The organism is Pseudomonas sp. Tul2A7 (genome assembly GCF_054790505.1).
The window spans coordinates 1822832-1847560 of sequence record NZ_CP186499.1 but is presented as its reverse complement, the minus strand read 5'-3'; the positions used below and the strand labels follow the sequence as shown (position 1 = coordinate 1847560).

Annotated in this window: 20 protein-coding genes; 12 read left to right on the top strand and 8 right to left on the bottom strand. The window is 59.6% G+C overall.

Annotated elements, in window-relative coordinates; genetic code table 11:
- The first annotated feature begins 250 nt into the window (after window positions 1-250).
- From ACOYXJ_RS08300 to ACOYXJ_RS08270, 7 genes are all read left to right on the top strand, one after another.
- Window positions 251-832, top strand: a complete 582-nt coding sequence (locus ACOYXJ_RS08300) for an alpha/beta hydrolase (protein ID WP_122597729.1) — start codon at window positions 251-253, stop codon at window positions 830-832.
- A 53-nt stretch (window positions 833-885) separates the two neighbouring features.
- On the top strand, window positions 886-1818 hold the full coding sequence (locus ACOYXJ_RS08295; RefSeq protein WP_460368883.1) for a sigma 54-interacting transcriptional regulator: 933 nt from the start codon (window positions 886-888) through the stop codon (window positions 1816-1818).
- Window positions 1819-1984: 166 nt separating this feature from the next.
- Window positions 1985-2782: a MetQ/NlpA family ABC transporter substrate-binding protein gene (locus ACOYXJ_RS08290; RefSeq protein ID WP_007918708.1), complete on the top strand. Its 798-nt coding sequence runs from the start codon at window positions 1985-1987 to the stop codon at window positions 2780-2782.
- A 569-nt stretch (window positions 2783-3351) separates the two neighbouring features.
- On the top strand, window positions 3352-4017 hold the full coding sequence (locus tag ACOYXJ_RS08285) for an amino acid ABC transporter permease (protein ID WP_095113915.1): 666 nt from the start codon (window positions 3352-3354) through the stop codon (window positions 4015-4017).
- Window positions 3998-4657 (top strand): amino acid ABC transporter permease, encoded by a 660-nt coding sequence (locus tag ACOYXJ_RS08280; RefSeq protein WP_460368880.1) that lies wholly within the window; start codon window positions 3998-4000, stop codon window positions 4655-4657. The genes ACOYXJ_RS08285 and ACOYXJ_RS08280 overlap by 20 nt, the downstream gene beginning before the upstream one ends.
- The gene (locus ACOYXJ_RS08275) at window positions 4654-5436 is read left to right on the top strand and encodes an amino acid ABC transporter ATP-binding protein (protein WP_460368877.1); all 783 of its coding nucleotides are present in this window, start codon (window positions 4654-4656) and stop codon (window positions 5434-5436) included. The genes ACOYXJ_RS08280 and ACOYXJ_RS08275 overlap by 4 nt, the downstream gene beginning before the upstream one ends.
- Window positions 5433-6305 carry a transporter substrate-binding domain-containing protein gene (locus ACOYXJ_RS08270; RefSeq protein WP_460368875.1) on the top strand — a complete coding sequence of 291 codons (873 nt, stop codon included), beginning with the start codon at window positions 5433-5435 and terminating at the stop codon, window positions 6303-6305. Before ACOYXJ_RS08275 ends, ACOYXJ_RS08270 begins: the two co-directional genes overlap by 4 nt.
- 322 nt (window positions 6306-6627) lie before the next feature.
- Here ACOYXJ_RS08270 and ACOYXJ_RS08265 read toward each other — a convergent pair whose 3' ends face one another.
- The gene (locus ACOYXJ_RS08265; RefSeq protein WP_460368873.1) at window positions 6628-7824 is read right to left on the bottom strand and encodes an AAA family ATPase; all 1197 of its coding nucleotides are present in this window, start codon (window positions 7822-7824) and stop codon (window positions 6628-6630) included.
- A 147-nt stretch (window positions 7825-7971) separates the two neighbouring features.
- Here ACOYXJ_RS08265 and ACOYXJ_RS08260 point away from each other — a divergent pair, with 147 nt between their 5' ends.
- From ACOYXJ_RS08260 to ACOYXJ_RS08245, 4 genes are all read left to right on the top strand, one after another.
- On the top strand, window positions 7972-9075 hold the full coding sequence (locus tag ACOYXJ_RS08260) for an efflux RND transporter periplasmic adaptor subunit (RefSeq protein ID WP_150795186.1): 1104 nt from the start codon (window positions 7972-7974) through the stop codon (window positions 9073-9075).
- A complete protein-coding gene (locus ACOYXJ_RS08255; RefSeq protein ID WP_127925420.1) occupies window positions 9072-10136 on the top strand; it encodes an efflux RND transporter periplasmic adaptor subunit in 1065 nt (354 codons plus the stop codon). Before ACOYXJ_RS08260 ends, ACOYXJ_RS08255 begins: the two co-directional genes overlap by 4 nt.
- Window positions 10133-13198: an efflux RND transporter permease subunit gene (locus ACOYXJ_RS08250; RefSeq protein WP_460368870.1), complete on the top strand. Its 3066-nt coding sequence runs from the start codon at window positions 10133-10135 to the stop codon at window positions 13196-13198. Before ACOYXJ_RS08255 ends, ACOYXJ_RS08250 begins: the two co-directional genes overlap by 4 nt.
- A gap of 90 nt (window positions 13199-13288) precedes the next feature.
- Complete coding sequence (locus ACOYXJ_RS08245; RefSeq protein ID WP_460368868.1) at window positions 13289-15541, top strand: glycoside hydrolase; 2253 nt, start codon at window positions 13289-13291, stop codon at window positions 15539-15541.
- A 1-nt stretch (window position 15542) separates the two neighbouring features.
- On the opposite strand, the gene ACOYXJ_RS08240 is transcribed toward ACOYXJ_RS08245, so the two are convergent.
- On the bottom strand, window positions 15543-16169 hold the full coding sequence (locus ACOYXJ_RS08240) for a class I SAM-dependent methyltransferase (RefSeq protein ID WP_150794211.1): 627 nt from the start codon (window positions 16167-16169) through the stop codon (window positions 15543-15545).
- 243 nt (window positions 16170-16412) lie between these two features.
- Between ACOYXJ_RS08240 and ACOYXJ_RS08235 the strand changes: the two genes are divergently transcribed.
- The gene (locus ACOYXJ_RS08235; RefSeq protein WP_460368865.1) at window positions 16413-17840 is read left to right on the top strand and encodes a hypothetical protein; all 1428 of its coding nucleotides are present in this window, start codon (window positions 16413-16415) and stop codon (window positions 17838-17840) included.
- A gap of 231 nt (window positions 17841-18071) precedes the next feature.
- Here ACOYXJ_RS08235 and ACOYXJ_RS08230 read toward each other — a convergent pair whose 3' ends face one another.
- From ACOYXJ_RS08230 to ACOYXJ_RS08205, 6 genes are all read right to left on the bottom strand, one after another.
- The gene (locus tag ACOYXJ_RS08230; protein ID WP_401042959.1) at window positions 18072-18716 is read right to left on the bottom strand and encodes a methionine ABC transporter permease; all 645 of its coding nucleotides are present in this window, start codon (window positions 18714-18716) and stop codon (window positions 18072-18074) included.
- A complete protein-coding gene (locus ACOYXJ_RS08225) occupies window positions 18706-19827 on the bottom strand; it encodes a methionine ABC transporter ATP-binding protein (protein WP_460368862.1) in 1122 nt (373 codons plus the stop codon). Before ACOYXJ_RS08225 ends, ACOYXJ_RS08230 begins: the two co-directional genes overlap by 11 nt.
- A gap of 2 nt (window positions 19828-19829) precedes the next feature.
- Entirely contained in the window at window positions 19830-20639 is an 810-nt protein-coding gene (locus ACOYXJ_RS08220) for a MetQ/NlpA family ABC transporter substrate-binding protein (protein WP_460368860.1), read from the bottom strand.
- Between the two features lie 119 nt (window positions 20640-20758).
- Complete coding sequence (locus ACOYXJ_RS08215; protein ID WP_460368858.1) at window positions 20759-22111, bottom strand: LLM class flavin-dependent oxidoreductase; 1353 nt, start codon at window positions 22109-22111, stop codon at window positions 20759-20761.
- Window positions 22111-23304, bottom strand: coding sequence for an SfnB family sulfur acquisition oxidoreductase (locus tag ACOYXJ_RS08210; RefSeq protein ID WP_460368856.1), 1194 nt, complete (start codon window positions 23302-23304; stop codon window positions 22111-22113). Before ACOYXJ_RS08210 ends, ACOYXJ_RS08215 begins: the two co-directional genes overlap by 1 nt.
- A 23-nt stretch (window positions 23305-23327) precedes the next feature.
- The gene (locus ACOYXJ_RS08205; RefSeq protein ID WP_007918734.1) at window positions 23328-24569 is read right to left on the bottom strand and encodes an SfnB family sulfur acquisition oxidoreductase; all 1242 of its coding nucleotides are present in this window, start codon (window positions 24567-24569) and stop codon (window positions 23328-23330) included.
- Window positions 24570-24729 lie beyond the last annotated feature (160 nt).

Below are 24729 nucleotides of genomic sequence, written 5' to 3'. Positions count from 1 at the left end.
GCGTTGTTCTTACGAGTTACGCCGACCTGAAATATCCAGTCGAACTCCAAATCTGAAAACCGCATAGATCGGCTCCCTTTCCCCCTCGCCCCCTTGGGGGAGAGGGCTGGGGTGAGGGGGAAAAGATTTCAAGCCATGCACAAATCTCATATTCATTTCAGATCTTAATAAATAGCTTCTTATTCCTTAACGAATATAAATCCCCTCCCTATACTCGTTCAGGAACAGACACGACGCAGGAGAGCTCCCCATGCGCAACGAATCAATCCGCTACCTGATTGTGCCGGGCTGGCAAGGATCGCCAGAAGATCATTGGCAAAGCCACTGGCAGAACAGCCTGCCAAACAGTGCGCGGGTCGAGCAGGCCGATTGGCTGACGCCGCGTCGTGAAGACTGGGTGGCGGCATTGGCCGAGGCGATCACCGCCGACAGCACGCCAGTGATCCTTATCGCCCATAGCCTCGGCTGCATCACCGTTGCCCACTGGGCGGCCACGGCGCCGTTGCAATACCTGCGTCAAGTACGCGGCGCCTTGCTGGTCGCGCCAGCCGATGTCGAGCGCCCGGCCTGCGCGCCGGCGCTGCGTAACTTCGCACCGATTCCGACTGATCTGCTGCCGTTCCCAAGCCAGGTGGTCAGCTCCGACAACGACGCCGCCGTCAGTGCGCCGCGCGCGCTGGAGTTGGCGCGCAACTGGGGCGCCGAGGCGGGGATTCTCGCCGGTGCCGGACACATCAACGTCAAGTCCGGGCATCAGCGTTGGGAGCAGGGTTTTGCTTATCTCTATCGCCTGCAAAACCGTATGGAACACCACGCCCGCCGCCGCGCCTGATTTTTTATCTTTCAACGCCCCCGTCTGCCGGCGGTTTTGGGCGGGAGTCTGCCATGAGTTTCGAAACCTTCGGTCAGCCGTTGCTGACCTTTCCTGACGCGGAAAAAAGCCCCCTGAGCATTCGCGCCAAGGCATTGGTGTTTGTCGATCCGCGCTCGCGTCAACTGCGTGAAGAGCTGGAGCAATTGGCGCCGCGCTCGACCTCGGTATTGATCCGTGGCGAGACCGGTACGGGTAAAGAATTGCTCGCTCGGCATATCCATCGCGCCAGTGATCGCAGCGGTCTGTTCGTTTCGGTCAATTGCGGGGCGATCAGCCCGACCTACGCCGATGCCGAACTGTTCGGTTACGCCGCCGGCAGTTACAGCGGCTCGGCCAGCAGCCGTGCCGGATGGTTCGGTTCGGCCAATGGCGGCACCTTGTATCTGGATGAAATCGGCGACTTGCCGCTGCCGATCCAGATCAAACTGCTCGCCGCGCTGGAGAACCACGAAGTCACCCGGGTCGGTGCGCATCAGCCAAGCCCGGTGGATGTACGTCTGGTGGCCGCGACCAGCATCGATCTGGCGCAAGCAGTGGACGCCGGGAAATTCCACGAGCGGCTTTATCACTACCTCAGCGAAGGTCATCTCGAGTTGCCGGCGTTGCGCGCGCGTATCGGCGATATCCTCTCGTTGGCCGAGTATTTCCTTGGCATCTATAGCCAGCGCCTCGACCTGCCTGTGCCGCTGATCAGTGAAGCAGCGCAACACGTGCTCGAACAACACAGTTGGCCGGGCAACACCCGCGAGCTGGAAAACGTCATTCACTTTGCCTTGCTGGTGAGTACCGGCGACGAGATTCTGCCGGAGCACCTGAATCTCCCCGAGGTGTCTGTGCCGCAGCTTCAGATCGAACGGCTGGTTGCACAAATCAACATCGGCGGCAGCGTCGATGAGCGTAAGGCATTGAAAGATTTGCTGATTCGTTTGGGGGAGGCGTTGTAACCGTTTCGTTCAACATGAACAAAATGGAATATGAAGCTGAATAAACGTTATTGTCCGGGAATAAAAAATCCCGGTATTGTCCGACCCACGCCAGCGATATCACTTCACTGGCACACGTATTAATGCCGTCGTCGATGACGACCGTGATTTTCGATAAGGACACTGCATGAAAAAGGTTCTGTTGTTTACCGCATTGGCGGCTGCTCTGACTGCTTCCCTGGCCAATGCCGGCGAGAAACTGGTGGTTGCTGCGACCCCGGTGCCGCACGCTGAAATCCTTGAGCTGATCAAACCGACCCTGGCTAAAGAAGGCGTGGATCTGGAAATCAAAGTTTTCACCGATTACGTTCAGCCGAACGTACAGGTTGGCGAGAAGCGTCTGGACGCCAACTACTTCCAGACCCTGCCGTACCTGAACAGCTTCAACCAGGGCAAATACAAGGACGACAAGTCCAAGTACCTGGTGACCGTGCAGGGCGTGCACGTTGAACCGTTCGGTGGCTACTCGAGCAAGTACAAAACCCTGGCTGAACTGCCGGACGGCGCGACCATCGCCATCCCGAACGAAGGCAGCAACAGCGGCCGTGCCCTGATCCTGCTGCAGAAGGCTGGCCTGATCGAGCTGAAAGACCCGAAAAACGCTCTGGCAACGCCAAAAGACATCGCCAAGAACCCGCACAACTTCAAGTTCAAGGAATTGGAATCGGCCCTGCTGCCACGCGTTCTGAAGGAAGTTGATCTGGACATGATCAACACCAACTACGCTTTGGAAGCCAAGTTGAACCCGCAGAAAGATGCGCTGGTGATTGAAGGCGCTGACTCGCCGTACGTGAACTTCCTGGTGGCCCGTGAGGACAACAAGAACAGCGACGCGATCCAGAAGCTGGCCAAAGCCCTGACCAGCCCGGAAGTCAAAGCGTTCATCGAGAAGAAGTACAACGGCGCGGTACTGCCGGCGTTCTGATCTGACGCTGGAACCACCCCCTTCAAGGTGTGAAAACGCCGATGGCCAGCGATGGTCATCGGCGTTTTTGTATGTACGCAATTTTTCGGCCGGTGATTTTGATCGTTCCCACGCTCTGCGTGGGAATGCCTCAATGGACGCTCCGCGTCCGCTTTTGGCAGGGACGCGGAGCGTGGGAACGATCGGTACAGGCTTCAGGCAACCTGAGCCTTCAACGCCCGCCTCAACGCCACCAACAATTTCAAAATTTCCTGCGGATCCAGTCGCTGAGGCACTTTTACGTCCATGTTCTCTTCCTTGTTATGTAATTGGCCGGGGGAGTCTGGCCAAAAGCTGTTCATCCTTGGAGGGCTTTCGTGAAAAAAAGATCCTTCCTACAGCGCAAAGGAAAATAGCCTTCTTATTCCTTCCCGGCAAACCCACAGGATAGTTTTTTGGGTGATATCAATATGCTTTAACGGTATTTAAATTCTTGTTTTTATACCTATAAAGTCGGTGCTTGCCGGACAGCCATCCGCTGTCCATGGACTGCACCACCGTCGCTTACCGAGCGATGTCCAGGACGCGTCATGACCTTCGATTACGCTTTTATCCTCAGCACCCTGCCGGCATTTCTCAAAGCCGTGGGCGTGACGCTGCAGGTCGGATTCATCGCCATCGGCACCTCGCTGTTGGTGGCGTTGCTCAACGCGACGATTCTGGTGTTCCGCACGCCGTACCTGCAAAAACTCGTCGGCCTCTACGTGGAATTGGCGCGCAACACGCCGCTGCTGATCCAGTTGTTTTTCGTCTACTTCGCCTTGCCGGCAGTGGGGGTCCAGGTTTCCGGTTTCACCGCCGCGATTATCACCATGACCTTTCTCGGTGGCGCTTACCTCACCGAAGTGCTGCGTGCCGGCGTCGATGCGGTGCCGCAGGCGCAACTGGAATCGGGGCGTTCCATCGGCCTGTCCCACGGCCAATTGCTGCGCTACGTGATCCTGCCGCAAGCGGGGATTCTCAGTCTGCCGTCGCTGTTCGCCAATTTCATTTTCCTGCTCAAGGAAACCACCGTGGTCTCGGCGGTGGCGGTGCCGGAAATTCTCTACACCACCAAGAGCTACATCGCGCTCTATTACAAAACCTACGAAATGCTCGCCGTGCTGACGCTGATCTGCGTGCTGCTGTTCTTGCCGCTGTCGCTATTGCTCAGCCGTCTGGAAAGGAGGCTCCAGCATGGCCAGTTCGGGTCTTGAGTTGCTCTGGGTGTCGTTGCCGCAATTGGCCAAGGGCGCCGGACAAACGTTGTCGATCTCGTTTCTGAGCATCGCCATCAGCACTGTCGGCGGCGTGCTTTACGGCGTGTTGCGCACGCTCAACGTGACATGGCTGAATGCGATTTTGCGGGTCTATCTGGAGCTGTTCCGGGCAATTCCGGTGCTGGTCTGGTTGTATCTGTTGTTCTTCGGTCTGCCGATTTTCTTCGGCCTGAGCCTGCCGAGTTTCTGGTGCGCGGTGCTGGTGCTGTCGCTGTGGGGCGCCAGCGAGGTGGGCGAAGTGGCGCGTGGTGCTTTGCATTCGTTGCCGCGCGGACAGCGTGAAGCGGGGCTGTCGATCGGTCTGAACGCCGCGCAACTCTACGGCTACGTGCTGCTGCCACAAGCGCTGAAGCGCATGACGCCACCGACCATCAACGTCTACACGCGGATCATCAAGACCAGTTCGCTGGCGGTGCTGATCGGTGTGGTCGACGTGATCAAGGTCGGCCAGCAGATCATCGAGCGCACTTACGAATCGGTGCTGATCTACGGCGTGCTGTTCCTGTTTTTCTTTTTCATCTGCTACCCGCTGTCGGCCGCCTCGCGCGTGCTGGAGCGGCGCTGGACGCAAGCATGAGCGCATTGATCGAGTTTCACGGTTTCAACAAATTCTATGGTGATCAGCAGGTGCTTAACGGCATCAATCTGCAGGTGCAGAGCGGCGAAGTGATCGTCATCCTCGGCCCCAGCGGGTGCGGCAAAAGCACCTTGTTGCGTTGCCTCAACGGCCTGGAAGAAGCCCACAGCGGCAGCCTGAAATTTCTCGGCCGTGAGCTGCTGGACAGGGCCACCGACTGGCGCGAGATCCGTCAGCAGATCGGTATGGTCTTCCAGAGTTATCACCTGTTTCCGCACATGAGCGTGCTCGACAACCTGCTGCTCGGCCCGCTCAAAGTGCAGAAGCGCCAGCGTCGCGAAGCTCAGCAACAAGCTGAGGCGCTGCTCGAACGCGTTGGCTTGGCCGACAAGCGCGACGCCTTCCCGCGTCAGCTCTCCGGCGGTCAGCAGCAACGCATCGCCATCGTCCGTTCGCTGTGCATGAACCCACGGGTCATGCTCTTCGACGAAGTCACCGCCGCCCTCGACCCGGAAATGGTCAAGGAAGTGCTGCAGGTCATTCAGGGCCTGGCCCGCGAAGGCATGACCCTGCTGATCGTCACCCATGAAATGGCCTTCGCCCGCGCGGTGGCCGACCGCATCGTGTTCATGGATGCCGGGCGCATCCTTGAGCAGAACCCGCCCGAGATTTTCTTTACGAACCCGCAAACCGCACGCGCGCAGCAGTTTCTGGAGAAGTTCTCCTTCGTTGCAACACTGCCAAAAACGAATCCGACAAAGGAACTGGAACTGTTATGAAAACTGCCGCTTTTTTACTGCCCCTGCTCAGCCTCGCCTTGCTCGCCGGTTGCAGCAAAACCGAAGAACCGCCAAAGCCGAAAGTCGCCAGCGAAAGCGCTGCGCCGGCTGGTTACCTGGACAAGATCAAGGCTCGCGACAAGTTGATCGTCGGCGTATTTACCGATAAACCGCCGTTCGGTTTTGTCGATGAGGCCGGGCGTTACGTAGGTTTCGACACTGATATTGGCCGGCGCTTTGCCAAGGATCTGCTCGGCGACGAAAACAAGGTCGAGTTCGTCGCGGTGGAGCCGGCAAGCCGCATTCCGTTCCTGCAAAGTGACAAGGTCGACCTGATCCTCGCCAACATGACCGTCACCCCGGAGCGCAAGGAGGCGGTGGAATTCACCAATCCGAACCTCAAGGTTGCGGTGCAGGCGCTGGTGCCGCAAAGCAGCTCAGTGAAAAACCTTGATGATCTGGCGACCCGCACCACTATCGTCACCACCGGTACCACTGCGGATATCTGGCTGACCAAGAATCATCCGGACTGGAAACTGCTCAAGTTCGAGAAAAACTCCGAATCGCTGCAAGCCTTGGCCAATGGCCGTGGCGACGCCTATGCGCAGGACAACCTGGTGCTGTTCAGCTGGGCCAAGCAGAACCCGGGCTATCGCGTGCTGGATGAAAAGCTCGGTGCCGAAGCGCCGATTGCGCCGGCGGTGAAGAAGGGCAATATCGAGCTGCGTGACTGGGTGAATACCGAGCTGAGCAAGTTGGGTGAGGAGAAGTATTTGCTCAAGCTGTATGACCAATATGTGCGTAAAGAGCTGAGCGATGACACCAAGCCTGAGAGCGTGATTGTCGAGGGTGGCAAGTGGCAGGGGTGATTGTCTGTTGAATCGGTGGTGAGGCCTGCCCCTCACCCCAGCCCTCTCCCGAAGGAGAGGGAGCCGACCGAGGTGTCCTGCGTCATACATCGACCTGAAAAACCGAGTCGATTATGGATTCACAAAGCATTTTCAGGTCGGCGTAATTCCCGAACATCTGCGGTCAGGCCCCTCTCCCCGTAGAGAGGGAGCCGATCTCTGGGCTTTTCAAAACCTGAGTTCAACTCGAGACTTTCATGTCGGCGTAACTCGAAAGAACAACTCGGTCAGTCCCCTCTCCCCCTGGGAGAGGGCTAGGGTGAGGGGCTTTTGCCTGAATCACTCAATCCGGCCAATGCCACGCCGGCTCATCCAGCATCCGCTGCCCGACAATCCCGGTCTGCCCCAGTGTCTTCTCCAGAACAATGCAATTGCATTCCGGGTCTTCCTGCAACGCCGAAATCAACCGCCGCGCATGCGACACCACCCACACCTGACACTGCTCCGAAGCACGGATAATCAACCGCGCCAACGCTGGCAACAGATCCGGGTGCAAACTGGTTTCCGGTTCGTTCAGTACCATCAATGACGGTGGCCGTGGCGTCAGTAATGCCGCGACGAGCAGCAGATAGCGCAACGTCCCGTCCGACAACTCCGCCGCCGACAATGGCCGCAACAAACCTTCCTGATAAAACTCGACTGCAAACCGTCCGCCGGCCTGCGCTTCGATATGCACCCGCGCGCCAGGAAACGCATCGGTAATCGCTGCGCGCATCGCATCCCCATCACCAATTTCGATGATGGTCTGCAACGCCGCCGCCAGATCACGCCCATCGTGATGCAGCACTGGCGTGCGCGTGCCCAATTGCGGTTGGCGCACCGGTGCATCGGCATCGCTGCGAAAGTGATCGTAAAAGCGCCAGCGGCGAATGAACTCGCGCATCTGGAACACTTCCGGTGAGTTGCGCAGGCTGCCGACCTGATCGAACAGGCTGTCAAAGTTCGGCGTGTGCTGCGCCAGCACATCCCATTGGCGCTCGTTGCGTGCGCGGATCATTGGGCCGTCACGATCCACCAGCAGGCTGGCGGGACGATAAAGCGCGCCGGCCCAGATGCATTCGCGCTTGATCTGCGGGTCGAGGCTGAAGCGCGAGGGGATCGGCCGTGAATGTTCGGGCAGCATGAAGTGCCCGTTGGAATCGGGCAGCCCGAGGCTGATCGAATAACTGAAATCTTCCCCGGCGAACCCCAGGCGCAGTCGCTTCACAGCCTGACGCACCGTCGACTGAATGGGCACTTCGCCGTTGCGCATACGCCGGCTGATGGTTTCCGGCCCGGCCCAGAAGGTCGACTCCAGCCCACCCTCACGGGCCAGCGCATTGACCACGCCACCCTGAGCGGTTTCCGCCAACAGGCGCAAGGCTCGGTAGAGATTGGACTTGCCGCTGCCGTTGGGGCCGGTGATCAGGTTCAGCCGGCCGAGCGGGATCACCAGTTTGTTGATCGAACGGTAATTGGCCACCGCGAGAGTATTGAGCATGGAATTCCTTCTCTTCAGGCGCCCATTGTAGGAGCTGCCGAAGGCTCCTACAGGGAAATGTTGTGATCGTGCAGGCGAAGGCGGAACCCTGTTCTAAGCTCACAGTCGTATCGTCACTTGCACGTTCGTACACAGGAAGGAGTCTGCATGGCGAGTCCCGGTTTGAAAACAGCGGTCGTGCTGAGTCTGCTCACCTTGGTGACCGCTTGCGGCGAGAAAAAAGCCCCTGAGGAATACCTGCCACGGGTTTTTGTACAAGAGGTCAAACCCACGGATTACGCGGCTTCGGTGACATTGACCGGTGACGTGCAGGCGCGCGTGCAGACCGAACTGTCGTTCCGCGTCGGCGGCAAGATCATCCAGCGCATGGTCGACGTCGGCGATCGCGTCACCGCCAAACAGGTGTTGGCCAAACTCGACCCCAAGGATTTGCAGACCAGCGTCGATTCGGCTCAAGCCCAAGTCATTGCTGAACAAGCCCGGGTGAAACAGAGTGCCGCGGCGTTCGTGCGCCAGCAAAAACTCCTGCCCAAGGGCTACACCAGCCAGAGCGAATACGATTCCGCCCAAGCCGCGTTGCGCAGCAGCCAGAGCGCCTTGAGCGCGGCGCAGGCGCAATTGGCCAACGCCAAGGACCAGCTCAGCTATACCGCGCTGATCGCCGATGCCCCGGGGGTGATTACCGAGCGTCAGGCCGAAGTCGGCCAGGTCGTGCAGGCCACGGCGCCGATTTTTTCGTTGGCCCGTGACGGCGACCGCGACGCGGTGTTCAACGTCTACGAATCGCTGCTGGCCGAGCGTCCTGCGGATCCCTCGATCGTCGTCAGCCTGCTCGATAACCCTGCCATCAAAACCACCGGAACGGTGCGTGAAATCACCCCGGCGGTGTCAGCGCAGTCCGGCACGGTGCAAGTCAAAGTCAGTCTCGACAGCCTGCCACAAGGGATGCAGCTGGGCTCGGTGGTCAGCGCCACCGCCAAGGGCAGCGGCAAGTCGGCAGTCGAGTTGCCGTGGTCGGCGCTGACGAAAAACATCAGTGATCCGGCGGTGTGGATGGTCGACGATAAGGGGGAGGCGCAGTTGCACAACGTGACCGTCGGCCGCTACCTGATCGGCAAGGTCATCATCAGCGAAGGCCTCAAGGGTGGGGAGAAAGTCATTGTCGCCGGTGGGCAGTTGTTGCATCCCGGCATGAAAGTCGAAATCGCTGAAAACACCTACAAGGATCTGCAACCGGGAGCACAGCCATGAAGCGTCTGGGGCTGTTATCCGTGGGGGTGTTGCTGGCGGCCTGCTCGAAAAGCGAGCCACCTCCGGAGCCGGTACGTCCGGTGTTATCGGTCAAGGTTCAAGCGTTGAGCGAGGAAAGCCTCGGGCGTTTCGCCGGCAGCATCCAGGCGCGTTATGAAAGCAACACCGGTTTCCGCGTCGGTGGCCGCATCGCCAGCCGCAACGTCGATGTCGGAACCGAAGTGCAGAAGGGCACGCTGCTCGCCACCCTCGATCCGTCTGATCAGCAGAACCAATTGCGTTCGGCCCAGGGCGACCTGGCCAAGGTTCAGGCGCAACTGATCAATGCCCAGGCCAATGCCCGCCGTCAGCAGGCGCTGTTTGATCGTGGCGTAGGAGCGCAGGCACAACTGGACATCGCCACCACGGACTTGAAAACCACCCAGGCCTCGCTGGACCAGGCACGGGCGGCGGTCAATCAAAGCAAGGACCAGCTCGGCTACACCGAACTGCGTTCCGACCATAAAGCCGTGGTCACCGCGTGGAACGCCGAAGCCGGGCAAGTGGTGACGGCGGGCCAGCAGGTCGTGACCCTGGCGCAACCGGACATCAAGGAAGCGGTGATCGATCTGCCGGACACCCTGGTCGATCAGATTCCCTCCGACGTGGTGTTTCTGGTGGCCGGGCAACTCGACCCGAGCATCAACACCACGGCAACCCTTCGCGAGATCGAACCGCAGGCGCAAAGCGCCACACGTACTCGTCGCGCACGCCTGACGCTGGCCGAGACACCGGACGGTTTCCGCCTCGGCACGGCGATCAGCGTGACCCTCAGTTCCGCGATCAAACCGCGCATCGAATTGCCGGCTACCGCTGTGCAGGAGGTCGACGGCAAACCACGGATCTGGGTCATCGACACCCAGAGCAAAACCGTCAGCCCCCGCGACGTCAGCGTGATCAGCCGCACCGACAGCAGTGTGGTGCTCGCGGGCGGTGTGAAGAATGGCGAGCGCGTGGTCAGCGCCGGCGTCAACAGCCTCAAACCCGGACAATCGGTAAAACTTGACGAGGACAGTCAATGAAAGGCTCTTTCAACCTCTCCGAATGGGCCCTCAAGCATCAGTCATTCGTCTGGTACCTGATGTTCGTCGCGTTGCTGATGGGCGTGTTCTCGTACTTCAATCTGGGCCGCGAAGAAGACCCGTCGTTCACCATCAAAACCATGGTGATCCAGACCAAATGGCCGGGCGCGACCCAGGAAGAAACCCTCGCGCAGGTCACCGACCGCATCGAGAAAAAACTCGAAGAACTCGACTCTCTCGACTACGTGAAAAGCTACACGCGCCCCGGCGAATCGACGGTGTACGTGTACCTGCGCGACACCACCAGCGCCAAGGACATCCCGGAAATCTGGTACCAGGTGCGCAAGAAGATCGACGACATTCGCGGGCAGTTCCCCCAAGGTATTCAAGGGCCCGGGTTCAATGACGAGTTCGGTGATGTGTTCGGCTCGGTCTACGCCTTCACCGCCGACGGCCTGACCATGCGCCAGTTGCGCGATTACGTAGAACAGGCGCGGGCCGAGATCCGCAATGTACCGGGGCTGGGCAAGATCGAAATGATCGGCCAGCAGGACGAAGTGATTTATCTGAACTTCTCTACCCGCAAACTGGCGGCGTTGGGTATCGATCAGCGTCAGGTTGTGCAGAGCCTGCAATCGCAGAACGCCGTAACCCCGGCCGGTGTGATCGAGGCCGGCCCCGAGCGGATTTCCGTGCGCACTTCCGGGCAGTTCGCCTCGGAAAAAGATCTCGCCGAGGTCAATCTCAAGCTCAACGACCGTTTCTATCGTTTGGCTGACATCGCCGACATCACTCGCGGTTACACCGATCCGGCTACCCCGGAATTCCGCTTCGACGGCAAACCGGCCATCGGTCTGGCGATTGCCATGCAGAAGGGCGGCAACGTTCAGGAGTTCGGCAAGGCGTTGCACCAGCGCATCGATGAACTGACCGCAGACTTGCCGGTTGGCGTGGGTGTGCACACCGTGTCCGATCAGGCGGTGGTGGTGGAAGAAGCCGTCGGTGGCTTTACCAGTGCCCTGTTCGAGGCGGTGATCATCGTGCTGGTGGTCAGCTTCATCAGCCTCGGCGTGCGCGCCGGTCTGGTGGTGGCGTGCTCGATTCCGCTGGTGCTAGCGATGGTCTTTGTATTCATGGAATACAGTGGCATCACCATGCAGAGGATTTCCCTCGGCGCACTGATTATCGCCCTCGGCCTGTTGGTGGACGACGCGATGATCACCGTGGAGATGATGGTCACGCGCCTGGAAATGGGCGAGACCCGCGAGCAGGCCGCGACGTTTGCCTACACCTCGACGGCGTTCCCGATGCTCACCGGTACCCTGGTGACCGTCGCGGGTTTTGTGCCCATCGGCCTCAATGCCAGTTCCGCCGGTGAGTACACCTTCACCCTGTTCGCGGTGATTGCCGTGGCCATGATTGTGTCGTGGATTGTCGCGGTGTTCTTCGCTCCGGTGATCGGCGTGCACATCCTCAGCGCCAACGTGAAGCCCCATGACGCCGAGCCGGGCCGGGTCGGGCGTGCGTTCAATGGCGGTCTGTTGTGGGCGATGCGCAATCGCTGGTGGGCGATCGGCATCACCGTGCTGCTGTTTGTCCTGTCGATTTTTTGCATGCGTTTTGTGCAGAACCAGTTCTTCCCGGCATCGGACCGCCCGGAAATTCTCGTCGACCTGAACCTGCCGCAGAACGCCTCCATCGACGAAACACGCAAAGCCGTCGACAAGCTGGAAGAAACCCTCAAAGGCGACCCGGACATTGTGCGCTGGAGCACCTACATCGGTCAGGGCGCGATCCGTTTCTACCTGCCCCTCGACCAGCAATTGCAAAACCCGTACTACGCACAACTGGTGATCGTCAGCAAAGACTTCGAGGCCCGTGAGGCACTGAGTCAGCGTCTGCGCGAGCGCTTGCACAAGGACTTCGTCGGCATCGGCAGTTATGTCCAGGCGCTGGAGATGGGCCCGCCGGTAGGGCGGCCGATCCAGTACCGGGTCAGTGGCAAGGACATCGATCAGGTGCGCAAGCACGCCATCGACCTCGCCACCGAACTGGACAAGAACTCGCACATCGGCGAGATCATTTATGACTGGAACGAGCCGGGCAAAGTCCTGCGCATCGACATCGCCCAAGACAAGGCGCGCCAGCTCGGGCTGTCGTCCGAAGACGTGGCGAACCTGATGAACAGCATCGTCAGCGGCGCGCCTCTGACCCAGGTCAACGACGACATCTACCTGATCAATGTGGTCGGCCGGGCGGTGAATTCGGAGCGTGGTACGCCGGAAACCCTGCAGAATCTGCAGATCGTTACGCCCAACGGCACATCGATTCCGTTACTGGCGTTCGCCACTGTGCGCTATGAGCTGGAACAGCCGCTGGTGTGGCGTCGCGACCGCTTGCCGACCATCACCATCAAGGCCTCGGTGCGCGACGAGATCCAGCCGACCGATCTGGTGAAACTGCTCAAGCCGTCGATTGATGCCTTCGCTGACAAACTGCCAGTGGGCTACAAGGTCGCCACTGGCGGTACGGTCGAGGAAAGCGGCAAGGCCCAGGGACCGATCGCCAAGGTCTTGCCGTTGATGCTGTTTTTGATGGCGACCTTTCTGATGATCCAGTTGCACAGCGTGCAGAAGATGTTCCTCGTCGCCAGTGTCGCGCCGCTGGGACTGATCGGCGTGGTGCTGGCGCTGGTGCCGACCGGCACGCCGATGGGCTTCGTGGCGATTCTGGGGATTCTCGCGCTGATCGGCATCATCATCCGTAACTCGGTGATTCTGGTGACGCAGATCGATGAGTTCGAGAAGAAGGGCTATGCGCCGTGGGATGCGGTGGTCGAGGCGACTGAGCATCGGCGCCGGCCGATCCTGCTGACCGCCGCTGCGGCGAGCATGGGCATGATCCCTATCGCCCGCGAAGTGTTCTGGGGGCCGATGGCGTACGCAATGATTGGCGGGATTGTGGTCGCGACGTTGCTGACGCTGCTGTTTCTGCCGGCGCTGTATGTGGCCTGGTACAAGATCCGCGAGCCGAAGAAGGACGCTTCGTCATCGACCCACTGAGTGCGTTTGTTACACCTTTGGGAAAGGTCCGACTTACAACTGTGATGCCTTGCGTTACCGTCCTTCCTCCATTTGGAGGAGGGACGCCTGATGTCGACGGTCACTTGCTGGTTGCGCCAACTGCTGTTAGTGGCCGGCCTGTGCCTGTCGCCCTCATCGCTGGCCGACATCCTTTTGGTGAACCCGCTGTGGCGCGTACAGCTCGACCCCGCGACCCTCGCCGTGCGAGTCACCCCGGCCAACGGCGCGACTGTGCAGGCCTCGACGGGCGTCGCTGCGCACAGGATCAGCAACCTGGTGCAACGTGACAATCGTGTCGACTGGCAATGGGACGATGGCGCCTGGTCACTCAGCGTTGATCTCGCTCAACGCGACCTGAACTTCTCGATCACCGCACGCGCCCCGACTGAACTTGAGTTCTTGCGCCAGCCCGGCAATGCCATGGGCAAGGGCCTGATCTGGCCCTTGGCCGAGGGCCATTATGTGCCGCGCGGCGATCCGGTGTGGCAGGCGTTTCTGGTGAGTCAAGGGGTGCTCAATGCCACTCAGGATATGAGTCTGCCGATCTGGGGCGTCGAGCATGAGGGATTCAGTCTCAACTGGTTGCTGACCAACCCCTACAACAATCAACTGCTGTTCAGCGCTGAGGGCGATGCGCTCGCTTTGTCGGTGCGGCATCAATTCACCTCACTCAAGCCGTCGACAGCGCTGACGTTCAGCCTGTTTCTGGGTGACGCCGAGCCGCTGGCCGGTGCCAAGCGCTACCGACAATGGCGGATCGACACCGGCCGTCACGAAAGCCTGAGCAGCAAGCTTGAGAAAACACCGACATCGCGAAAGCTGTTGGGCGCCAGTCATGTCTACCTGTGGGGTAACGATCTGCTGGGGCAAAAGGATGTGCGTAACTGGCCGGCGTTGCTTGGCAAGTTGCGCGGCCAGACTGACCTTGCCGGTGCGTTGCGCGGCGGCATGGATGGTGAAGCCTTGCAACTGCTCGCCACGCAGACCGTGCTCAATCGTTATCAGCAAAACATTCTGCTGCGTAGCCTCAATCGGGCGCTGAACACTCAGGCGCGCAAAACCTGGCAGGCCCGCGCGGTGCCGGACATGCAAGCACTGGTCAACGGATACGCTGCCCTGCGTGGCCAACTGGCCCGCAAATTCGCCGGTGCCGTCACAGCCAGGCCCGAGCAATGGGGCAGCACCCTGTCGCTGGACTCCATTGCGCAATTGCAAAACGCCGGGCTGTCGCGCTTGTGGCTGGGTCTTGGTGAGGGCTGGGAGGGCGGGCTCTGGCATCCCGAGGCGGTTCGAGCAGGCGTGCAGGCCGGGTATCTGCTGGCGCCGTATGATTCTTACGAGACGGCGCTGAGTCGGGATGAGAACCCGGACTGGACCACCGCGCATCTGGGTGACACGGCTTACCGCGAGTGCGCCATCGTGCTGGAAAATCGCACGCTGAAAAGCGGCTTTCAGCAATCAGGTCACTACACCGACCCACGTTGCGTGCGCCCTTTGCTGGAGAAACGAGTCAAAGCGGTCAGCGTCGCCGCCGGTTTCAACAGCTGGTTTCTCGATGCCTACGCCACCGGCATGCTGTTCGACAGCTACCGCGCGGACGCCCCCATGACGCAGGCGCAGAATGCCGAGGGCAACGTCGCGGCGTCGCGCTGGATCAACGAAACGCTGCAATTGCCCAGCGGCTCCGAGGATGGCAATGCGACCACGGCTCAAAGCGTGCTGTTCGCTCATGGCATGCAGACACCGGTGATCGGCTGGGGTGATGCCGACATGAGTAAAAACCCGGATTCCGAATACTTTGTCGGCAAGTGGTTTCCGCCGGAGCAACCGGCCGTGTTCTTCAAATCCGTGCCGATAAAGGAACCGTTGCGGCGCATTCACTTTGACCCGGCCAGCCGTTTGCCGCTGTATCAAGCGGTGTTCCACGGCTCGCTCATCACCACCCATCACTGGTTGTTCGACAGCCTTAAATTGAGCAACGCAAGGGTGGAAAACGAACTGACGCAATTGCTTTACAACGTGCCGCCGCTGTACCACCTGAGTGCGGCGACGCTGGCGCAGCGATTGCCGCTGATGGCCCGCCAGGATGCATTCTTCCGTCCGCTGCATGAGCGCCTGGCGACACAGGCGCTGACCGGTTTCCAATGGCTGAGCGAGGATCGGCAGGTGCAGCAGACCTCATTTGAAGACGGCACTCGGCTGCTGGCCAACTTCGATCCAGCCCCGCGTGAAGTGGACGGCCGCACCTTGCCCGGCGAGAGCATCACGCTGCTGCTGCCGGAAGGTACCGTCAGCCACTACCGGGTGCAGGCAACTCCCTGACTCAGCCTTTGCGCCAGACGCTGGCCAACCACGGCTGCTGCTCGCGCGGCAGGCCTGCGGGACGGAAGTAGTGTTCAAGTTCGACGAATCCGGCGCGGGCAAGCAGCCCGCGCCATGCCTCCAGATCGTGATACGAGCCATAGCGCGGCCCGTTCCAGCCCTCGCGGTTATCCCCGCGCGGGTTAGAGCTGAACAGCACACCGCCCGGTTTCAAGGTATCGCGCAGCTGTTGCAAAACCCGTGGCAATTCCTGCAATGGCACATGAAACAGCACCGCGTTGGCGAAGATTCCGTCGAAGCGTTCGGCGGGTAGATCAAGCTTGAGGAAATCCTGGCACCACACTTCACAGCCACTGTCCTCACGGGCCATCCGCGCAAACTCGGGTGAGCCGTCGAGACCGACCGCGACGTGCCCCATGCGTGTAAACGTCTGCAGATCCCGTCCCGGTCCACAGCCAAAATCAAGAATCGCTAACGGCGCTACGCCCTGGATGTGCCGCAATAGAGCCTCGATGTTCTGGCTGACATCGTGATCGCGGGTGCCCTCACGAAAGTCTTCGGCCACTGAGTTGTAGTGGGCAAGGGTGGTGGCGGTGATCTGTTCCAGGTCGGTCGGAGTCTGCTTCATGGTCGGTTCGTGGTGGCAAGGACGATGGGCAGACTATAAGCGCTTTCGCGCTTTAAAGGATCGCAGCCTGCGGGCCTTGGATCTTCATTCTCCAGAAAGCACAAAACCCCGGCGCCTGTGCAATACATATGTACCGCACGCAGTAGCGCGCTGCGGGATGTAATGACGCCTGCGCGATAGACCACTGTCGCGATGTCTGCCCTGTTTTTTTATCGGGGGGAATCACTCAGGAAAAGGATGTTCATGAGCATTGTTCGCAAACCTGGCACTACCTCGCCAACCAACCGTAACCCGGTGAACGCCACACCACTGCGGAAAAGATCCGGCAGTTCGCCATCCGGCGACGGGACTCCCGTGAAGATTTACCGTTCTGATACGGATCCAGCAAACCAGGAGGCGGGGGCGCATTTCCCCGCCGTTACGATTGCGCCGTTGCACTCTGCCCAGATCCGGCCCGTGTCTGCGCAAGTCAAAACCCTTGAACGCTACAGCTTGCGCGCGCCAGCCAACTTGCCTGCCGCCAATGCTCAAGGCCTGCGCGTGTACAAGAACCGAAAATATGTCGATGTTGCCCCCGGCGAGATCGTCCTGGTTCGGGAAACCGGCACAGTCGGTGAATATCGGGCATCGCTGGTCTCTGAATCGGCGGCGTTGGGCCCGGCCTTGTTTCTTGATCCGCGCAGCAAGATCTGGACACTCGAACGGCCTCAACCGTTAACCGGTCCAGGCAAAGTGATTGACATCGACATCGATGAGCTCATTGGCGAGGTCAGAAGGGAGCATGCGCAAAAAAACCGGGTTCATACCGGTAGCGATGACTCGTTTGAGTACACGGCGGCACAGGAGGGCGCGCTGGTCGCTCGCGGCTTGAAGCAGTTCTCGCCGGAACAGGTGGCGATCATTCGCTCAGAACTGAAAGCGGTTGAAAACATCTTCGCTGATGCCAGCCACGCCATAGCTCTGAAATACCGGGAGGCGGATGCCGTTTACGACAGCTTTTTCGGCACCGGGCACCTCAATGTTGCGCAGCGATTCTCCGATTCTGTCGCGCGCGGTCTGGCGGTTTCCAGGGAATACCAGGGGGTTTGGGGCGCCGAGAAAATCCTCGGCGTCGATGCGCACAGCAATAGCGCGGCGTGGATGTACAAAAGCGATTTCCACGGCCGGCTGTTCATCAATCGCAAGTACATGCAGCGCGGTACATTGAGCCTGTCGTTGGGCCATGAAATGTTGCACACCAACAGAATCGACCGGTTCCAGGCCATCGGGCCCAACGCCGCAGACTATTTTTATCTGGATGGCCGACTGGGCCGTTTGCTGGTCCGGGATTCGCTATCCATGTACGACGTTCCCGAGCGCGGCGTCTCCGAGGCAATCATGCGTGGCGGTTTGACGGTCGACTATCTGAACGCGTTTTCAGACGACCACGATGCCTTCCTGTTCGCTGTCAGTGATTACCTGGGTAGCGGCGACGATCTGCAACTTCAGGCGGCGGTTGACGCGTTCAACGCCAGTCCGCCGTTGCGTGCGCAGTTGGCGGTGAACAACGCTGACAGCCTGATTTGTGCGGCAAAAGCTCTGCAAGTGCTGCATCAAAACAAAAGTGAATATTCGTGGCTGGACAGCCTGATTGAAGATCAAGACCGGCGCCCCTCCAATTCAGTTGTTTGAGTGTGTACCTGCTAGTTCTTACAGTTTCGGAACACCGTCAAAGCGCTCATTCTCCACTCTAAGGTGAGAAAGGACGCTTGTGACCATGAATGTTCACCACGCCGCCACTGTCGGATCATTGAGCTACGTTCGCTGATGATCCGCAGTGATGTCGATGCTCTGATTGAAGAAATAGCGCCGCCGCAGTCGGTCAGATTTATCCCGATTCCCAAAAACCAATCCTTCTTTTTTTCAGCGCTTGTTGAGACCCCGCGCCAACCGGTCCCCACCCAACTGAATTACCGCCACCAGAGCCACCAGCAACACAATCACCGTCAGCATGATCTGGCTGTCAAAGCGCTGATACCCATAGCGATAGGCGATATCCCCCAACCCACCCGCGCCAATCGCCCCGGCCATGGCCGACGAGTTGATCATCGTCACCAGCGTAATGGTGAAACCGCCGACAATCCCCGGCAGCGCCTCTGGCAGCAACACATGCCAGACAATGTGCCAGCGCCGGCAACCCATCGCCTGCGCCGCTTCGATCAAGCCATGATCAACCTCACGCAAACTCACTTCGGCAATCCGCGCAAAGAATGGCGTAGCAGCAATCGTCAGTGGCACCACGGCAGCCCAGACACCGTACGTAGTGCCGACAATCAAGCGGGTAAACGGAATCAGCGCGACCATCAGAATCAGAAACGGGATCGAGCGGAACAGGTTCACGAACGCCCCCAGCGCACGGTTCAACACTGGCGCTTCGTAGATCCCGCCCTTGTCGCTGGTGACCAGAATCACCGCCATGGGAATCCCCACCAGCAGCGCGATCAGTGATGACACACCGACCATCAGGAAGGTGTCGATAAAACCCTGCCACAAGCGATCAAACCACATAACCCAATACCTCCACGCGTTGCGCCCATTGCGCGGCGCGCTCACGCAATTGCTCGGTGCTGAACGATGTACCGCTGACGGCCAACAACAGTTGCCCCAGCGCATGCCCCTGAATCCGTTCGACACCGCCCTGAAGCAACTTCACCCGACCGCCGAGTGCTGTGAAAAGCGCGGCCAGATCCGGTTCATCACTGGCACTGCCGGTGAACTGCAAGCGCAGCACCACAGCGGCGTCGGAGGAGGGCGGCTGCGTCTGCAAACGGCTTTGCAATTCTTCCGGCAACGCGTGTTGCAGCGGCGCCAGCAAGGTCTGGCTGACCTCATGCTGCGGATTGCCGAACACTTCCCATACCGGGCCGTGTTCGACAACCCTGCCGTGCTCAAGCACGACAACGCGGTCGCAGATTTCGCGGATCACTGCCATCTCGTGAGTGATCAGAACGATGGTCAGGCCCAGGCGTTTATTGATTTCGCGCAGCAGGCCGAGGATCGACTGGGTGGTCTCTGGATCGAGCGCCGAAGTGGCTTCGTCGCAGAGCAGAATATCCGGGTCATGCACCAGCGCGCGGGCGATGCCGACACGCTGTTTCTGCCCACCGGAAAGCTGCGCCGGATAAGCCTTGTGCTTTTCCTCCAGGCCAACCAGTTCGAGCAGTTCGCGAACCTTTTTCTCGCGTTGTTCCTTCGCGACGCCCGCGACTTTCAGCGGCAGTTCCACGTTCTGCCAAACAGTCTTGGCCGACATCAGATTGAAGTGCTGGAAGATCATGCCGATGCGCCTGCGTAGCGCTACCAGACGATCTTCATCGAACTCGCCGATGTCGACCTGATCGATCAAAACCCGTCCAGACGTCGGCTGCTCCAGACGATTGATCGTGCGAATCAGCGACGACTTGCCGGCGCCGCTGCGGCCGATGATGCCGAACACTTCACCGCGCTGGATCGCCAGATCGATGCCCTGTAATGCCGCGACCGGGCCTTGTCGACCGTTGTAGGTTTTGCCCAGGCCGATAAAGCGTACGTGGGCGCGATTCAGCTCGGGGTGCAGCTCGGTTTTTTCAGCATGGTGTGGCTCTGGAATTTCCAGTCGCCGTTGGATCGCGGCCGTCATGCTCAGCTTTCCCAACCGGCTTGATACAGCTTGCCGTGGGCTTTATCCAGCGCCGCGCGAACGACCGGCGAATGCTGGTAGATGTCGACGAATTTGATCAGGCGCGGATCGGTTTTGCTCTTCGGCTGGATGACGAACTGGATCACGTATTCCTTGTGGTCGAGGCCGTCGAACAGCAGCGCCGAACCGGCATCGAAAGTCTTCGCCAGACGAATGTAGGCCGGGTAGCCCTGGACCAGATCGGCGTCGTCATAGGCGCGTACCAATTGCACGGCTTCGACCTGGAGGATTTTGATCTTCTTCGGGTTGGCGACAATGTCATCTTCGGTGGCTTTGTAGCCGACGCCCGGTTTCAATGTGATCAAGCCGGCCTTGGCCAGCAGTTGCAGGCCGCGACCGCTGTTGATCGGATCGTTGGCGATGGCGACGCTGGCGCCTTCGGGCAACTCGTCGAAGCTTTTGTATTTTTTCGAATAGAGGCCGACGTTGTTGATGATCCCCGGGGCGAACGGCACCAGATCAAAACCCGCGGCGGCTTTGGCGTTTTCGAGGAACGGAATGTGCTGGAAGTAGTTCACGTCGATGTCGCCGGCAGCGAGGCTGACGTTGGGTGCGATCCAGTCGGTGAACTCGACCAGCTCGACTTTGAGGCCTTGTTTGGAGGCTTCTTCGACGGCGGCTTCCAGCGGGATGGCGAAGGCGGCGGTGGTGCCGACTTTCAGTGGGGCGTCGGCGGCGAAGAGGCTCGAGCTGAACAGGCCGAGGGCCAGGGCCAGTGCTTTGACTGGGTGGGACAGGGTTTTCTTGGTCATGATGGTTTTTCCAGTCAGTGCATGAAATTTGTGGTGTTTGTTATGGCCTCATCGCGAGCAGGCTCACTCCTACATCTGGAATGCGTTCCCCTGTAGGAGTGAGCCTGCTCGCGATGCTTTTAGCGGCGAAACGCGGAGCCGGTGTGTTGCTCGGGTAGCTGCGCCGCTCCTTGAAACAGCTTCTCGCGCAGGCTGCCGGTGTCGTACGCGGTCTTGTACGACCCGCGCCGCTGCAACTCGGGAATCACCAGCTCAATGAAATCGACATAGCTTTCCGGCGTAACAATCCGCGTCAAATTGAACCCATCAAGACCGGTCTCGGCGATCCATGATTCCAGCTCATCCGCGACTTGCTCAGGTGAGCCAACCACGGTGATGTAGCGGCCACCGAGGGCGTGCTGATCAAGCAATTTGCGTCGCGTCCAGTCGTTGTTCTGCAGGTTCTTGGTCGCCGACTGAATGGCGTTGCTCTTCACGTACTGGATCGGTTCGTCGATCTCGTACTGGGAAAAATCGATGCCGGTGGAGGCGGAAAAATGCGCCACACCGGCTTCGGCGCTGGCGTAGCTCAGGTATTCGGCGTGCTTGGCCCATGCAGCCTCTTCGGTCGGGCCGACAATCACATTCAGGCCCATGAACACCTTGATGTCCTCAGGATTACGCCCGGCCTCCACGGCACTGGCGCGGACCTTGTCGACTTGAACCTTGGTCGACGGTTTGTTCTGGCCGCTGATGAACACACACTCGGCATGACGACCGGCGAAGCGCAAACCGCGATCGGAGCTGCCGGCCTGAAACAGCACAGGCGTGCGCTGCGGCGACGGCTCGCAGAGGTGATAACCCTCGACCTGATAGAACTCGCCTTTGTGCTCGACCTTGTGGACCTTTTCCGGTTGGGCGTAGATGCGCTGCTCGCGGTCATTGAGCACTGCGCCGTTTTCCCAACTGCCTTCCCAGAGTTTGTAGAGCACTTCGAGGTATTCATCGGCCTGATCGTAACGACGGTCATGCTCGACTTGTTCGCGCAGGCCCATGGCTTTGGCGGCGCTGTCGAGGTAACCAGTGACGATGTTCCAGCCGACGCGACCACGGCTCAGATGATCGAGCGTCGACATACGGCGGGCGAACAGATACGGCGGCTCATAAGTGAGATTCGCGGTCAGACCGAAACCAAGATTTTTGGTCACGGCAGCCATGGCTGAAACCAGCAGCAACGGATCGTTGACCGGCAACTGGATCGACTCTTTCAGCGGGACATCGACCGAGTTCTGATAGACGTCGTACACACCAACGATGTCGGCGATGAACAAGCCGTCGAACAGTCCGCGCTCCAGCAACTGCGCCAGTTCGGTCCAGTATTCGATGGTGTTGTAGCGCGTCGAGGTATCACGCGGATGCGTCCACAAACCATGGTTTATATGCCCGATGCAGTTCATGTTGAACGCGTTGAGCAAGATTTTTTTCTTCGCCATCAGATGGTCCCCCGCAGTGGCGGGTTTTCATCATTGAGGTAGTAATTGCCCACCGCGTGATACTTCCAGCGCACCGGGTCGTGCAGAGTGTGCACGCGCGCGTTGCGCCAGTGACGGTCGAGGCCATGTTCGATCAGCGTGGCCTGGCTGCCCGCCAGTTCGAACAGCGTGCTGCCGGCGGCCAAAGAGATTTCAGTGCTGATCGCACGTGCTTCGGCTACGGCAATCGAGGCCGCCGCAACCGTGTCAGCGTTGGTTTCAGCCTGCGCGGCATCAAGGAATTCGCCGGCTCGTTCAAGCAAGGCTTCGGTGGCATGCAAGCGAATGCTCAAGTGGCCGAAGCTCTTCAACGTCAGCGGGTCTTCGGTGGCTTTGTCGTTGCCGGAATCGATCCAAGGTCGGGTTTTGCTGCGCACAAAGTGCAGGGCATCTTCGTAAGCGGCGCGGGCGATGCCGGTGTCGATGGCGGCGTGAAGGATCTGCGCCAACGGGCCGACAGTGGTCGGGCGTTCGAAAGCGCTTTGGAACGGCAAAACGTCTTCGGTGGCTACATACACGTCTTCGAACACTACGGAGCCGCTGCCGGTGGTGCGCTGACCGAAGCCGCTCCAGTCGTCGATCACGGTCAGGCCTTTGCTGTCACGCGGGACGAAGGCCAGTTGCTGCACACCGTTTTCATCGACAACCGAAGTCGGAATGCGCTGTGCGTAAATCGCACCGGTTGAATAAAACTTGCGGCCATTGATGCGATAGCCGTCACCGTCGCGTTTGAGACTGGTGACGCGGTCGTGGGCGGTTTTTGTGCCCAATTCCGCCAGGGCATTGCCGAAGCGCTGGCCTGCAAGCACTTCGGCATACAGCCGTTGTTTTTGCGTGTGGCTGCCGTTAACCCGAAGCACTTCCAATGCATAAAAATGGTTCTGCGGAATCTGCCCGAGCGAGCCGTCAGCCTGGGCGATCAGCGCAATGACTTTGGCCAAGGTGACGTTGGATACGCCAGCGCCGCCGTATTCCTTGGGCACGCTGATGCCCCATAGGCCGGAGCGGGAAAATACATCGAGCTCCGGCAGTGGCAAGCGACGTTCACGGTCGCGGATCGCGCTGTCGCGTTTGAAATCTTCGGCCAGATCGCTGGCGACGATCAGCGCTTGCTCATCGCTGGTGATGACCGCGACGTGATGGGAAAAAGTCATAGGTTTCTCCAGATGTCTGGTCGTCAGATCCAGGAATGGCGAGCAGGTAAAGTGCCGTTGAGGCGATAGGCGCCGACCGCGTGATACTTCCAGCGCACCGGGTCGTGCAGGGTATGCACCCGGGCATTGCGCCAGTGACGGTCGAGGTTGAATTCGGCGAGGGTCGCGCGGCTGCCGGCCAGTTCGAAAAGCTTTTCGCTGGCCAGCAGCGAGATCTCGGTGGTCAGCACTTTCGCCTCGGCCACGGCAATGGATGCGCGAGCGGCGGACTCGGCGGTGAGCGGCGCGGCGTGCACTTGATCGAGCACCTTGCCGGCCTTGCGCAACAGTGCTTCGGCGGCGTGCAGTTCGATTTTCAGTTTGCCGATGTCAGCGATCACATAGAGGTCATCGCTGGCGCGATCAACCTTGGCGTCGATCCATGGCCGTGCGCGGGTTTTGACGAACTCGATGGCGTCGTCAATGGCGCCACGGGCGATACCGGCGTCGATCGCGGCTTGAATCAGCTGCGACACCGCGCCTTGGGTATTCGGGGTTTCGTTGATCTTCCAGTTGTCGACGACCAGGCTCGACTCGACGCGCACGTTGTTCAGCAGAATCGTGCCGCTGGCGGTGGTGCGCTGACCGAAGCCCGACCAGTCATCAACGATGCGCAGACCCGGCGTGCCGCGACGGACGAAGGCCAGCACTTGCTTGCCGTCATCGTTGAGCGCCTTGACCGCGACCCAGTGCGCGAACAGCGCACCGGTGGAATAAAATTTCTGGCCATTGATCACGTAATCGTCGCCGTCGGCGGTGATTCGCGCTTTCAGTTCCAGGGTATTTTTGGTGCCGCGTTCCGGGCCGGCATTGCCGATGCGCCAGCCTTCCAGAACGCTCTGGAACAGCTGTTTCTTCTGCTCCTCGGTGGCGCTACCGAGCACCAGATTGATGATGCCGAACTGGTTCTGCGGGATCTGCCCCAGCGCCGGGTCGGCGGCGGAAATGATCGCGAACACTTCAGCCAGGGTGACAAAGGAAACCTGCGGACCACCGTATTCACGCGGGATGGCGATGCTGCCTAATCCGCTGCGGGTGAACTGCTCGATTTCCGACCACGGCAGTTTGCGCTGACGGTCGCGTTTGGCGGCCTGCACGCGGGCGACTTGCGCCAGCTCATGGGCAGCCTTGATGGCTTGGGCGTCGTTGCGCAAGACCTGCGCGGGCAACAACAGTGGGGCGATGTCCAGATCCGACTGGACGTTTGCGTCTGCCAGACTGGACATCAGTGCCGCTCCTTGGCTGCACGCAATGCCCTGGCGATCTGCACTGGGGTGATTGTGTTCCGGACCATACTACCTACCTCACATCTCATGAAAAACGCCGCAAGAGTGCGGCGAACGAAAGAATGTCCGGTGGTCCGGTTCATATACCCTAAGCGTGTAT

Coding starts and splice junctions, on each gene's coding strand:
- ACOYXJ_RS08300 (WP_122597729.1), top strand. CDS start 251: ATGCGCAACGAATCAATCCGCTACCTGATTGTGCCGGGCTGGCAAGGA.
- ACOYXJ_RS08295 (WP_460368883.1), top strand. CDS start 886: ATGAGTTTCGAAACCTTCGGTCAGCCGTTGCTGACCTTTCCTGACGCG.
- ACOYXJ_RS08290 (WP_007918708.1), top strand. CDS start 1,985: ATGAAAAAGGTTCTGTTGTTTACCGCATTGGCGGCTGCTCTGACTGCT.
- ACOYXJ_RS08285 (WP_095113915.1), top strand. CDS start 3,352: ATGACCTTCGATTACGCTTTTATCCTCAGCACCCTGCCGGCATTTCTC.
- ACOYXJ_RS08280 (WP_460368880.1), top strand. CDS start 3,998: ATGGCCAGTTCGGGTCTTGAGTTGCTCTGGGTGTCGTTGCCGCAATTG.
- ACOYXJ_RS08275 (WP_460368877.1), top strand. CDS start 4,654: ATGAGCGCATTGATCGAGTTTCACGGTTTCAACAAATTCTATGGTGAT.
- ACOYXJ_RS08270 (WP_460368875.1), top strand. CDS start 5,433: ATGAAAACTGCCGCTTTTTTACTGCCCCTGCTCAGCCTCGCCTTGCTC.
- ACOYXJ_RS08265 (WP_460368873.1), bottom strand. CDS start 7,824: ATGCTCAATACTCTCGCGGTGGCCAATTACCGTTCGATCAACAAACTG.
- ACOYXJ_RS08260 (WP_150795186.1), top strand. CDS start 7,972: ATGGCGAGTCCCGGTTTGAAAACAGCGGTCGTGCTGAGTCTGCTCACC.
- ACOYXJ_RS08255 (WP_127925420.1), top strand. CDS start 9,072: ATGAAGCGTCTGGGGCTGTTATCCGTGGGGGTGTTGCTGGCGGCCTGC.
- ACOYXJ_RS08250 (WP_460368870.1), top strand. CDS start 10,133: ATGAAAGGCTCTTTCAACCTCTCCGAATGGGCCCTCAAGCATCAGTCA.
- ACOYXJ_RS08245 (WP_460368868.1), top strand. CDS start 13,289: ATGTCGACGGTCACTTGCTGGTTGCGCCAACTGCTGTTAGTGGCCGGC.
- ACOYXJ_RS08240 (WP_150794211.1), bottom strand. CDS start 16,169: ATGAAGCAGACTCCGACCGACCTGGAACAGATCACCGCCACCACCCTT.
- ACOYXJ_RS08235 (WP_460368865.1), top strand. CDS start 16,413: ATGAGCATTGTTCGCAAACCTGGCACTACCTCGCCAACCAACCGTAAC.
- ACOYXJ_RS08230 (WP_401042959.1), bottom strand. CDS start 18,716: ATGTGGTTTGATCGCTTGTGGCAGGGTTTTATCGACACCTTCCTGATG.
- ACOYXJ_RS08225 (WP_460368862.1), bottom strand. CDS start 19,827: ATGACGGCCGCGATCCAACGGCGACTGGAAATTCCAGAGCCACACCAT.
- ACOYXJ_RS08220 (WP_460368860.1), bottom strand. CDS start 20,639: ATGACCAAGAAAACCCTGTCCCACCCAGTCAAAGCACTGGCCCTGGCC.
- ACOYXJ_RS08215 (WP_460368858.1), bottom strand. CDS start 22,111: ATGGCGAAGAAAAAAATCTTGCTCAACGCGTTCAACATGAACTGCATC.
- ACOYXJ_RS08210 (WP_460368856.1), bottom strand. CDS start 23,304: ATGACTTTTTCCCATCACGTCGCGGTCATCACCAGCGATGAGCAAGCG.
- ACOYXJ_RS08205 (WP_007918734.1), bottom strand. CDS start 24,569: ATGTCCAGTCTGGCAGACGCAAACGTCCAGTCGGATCTGGACATCGCC.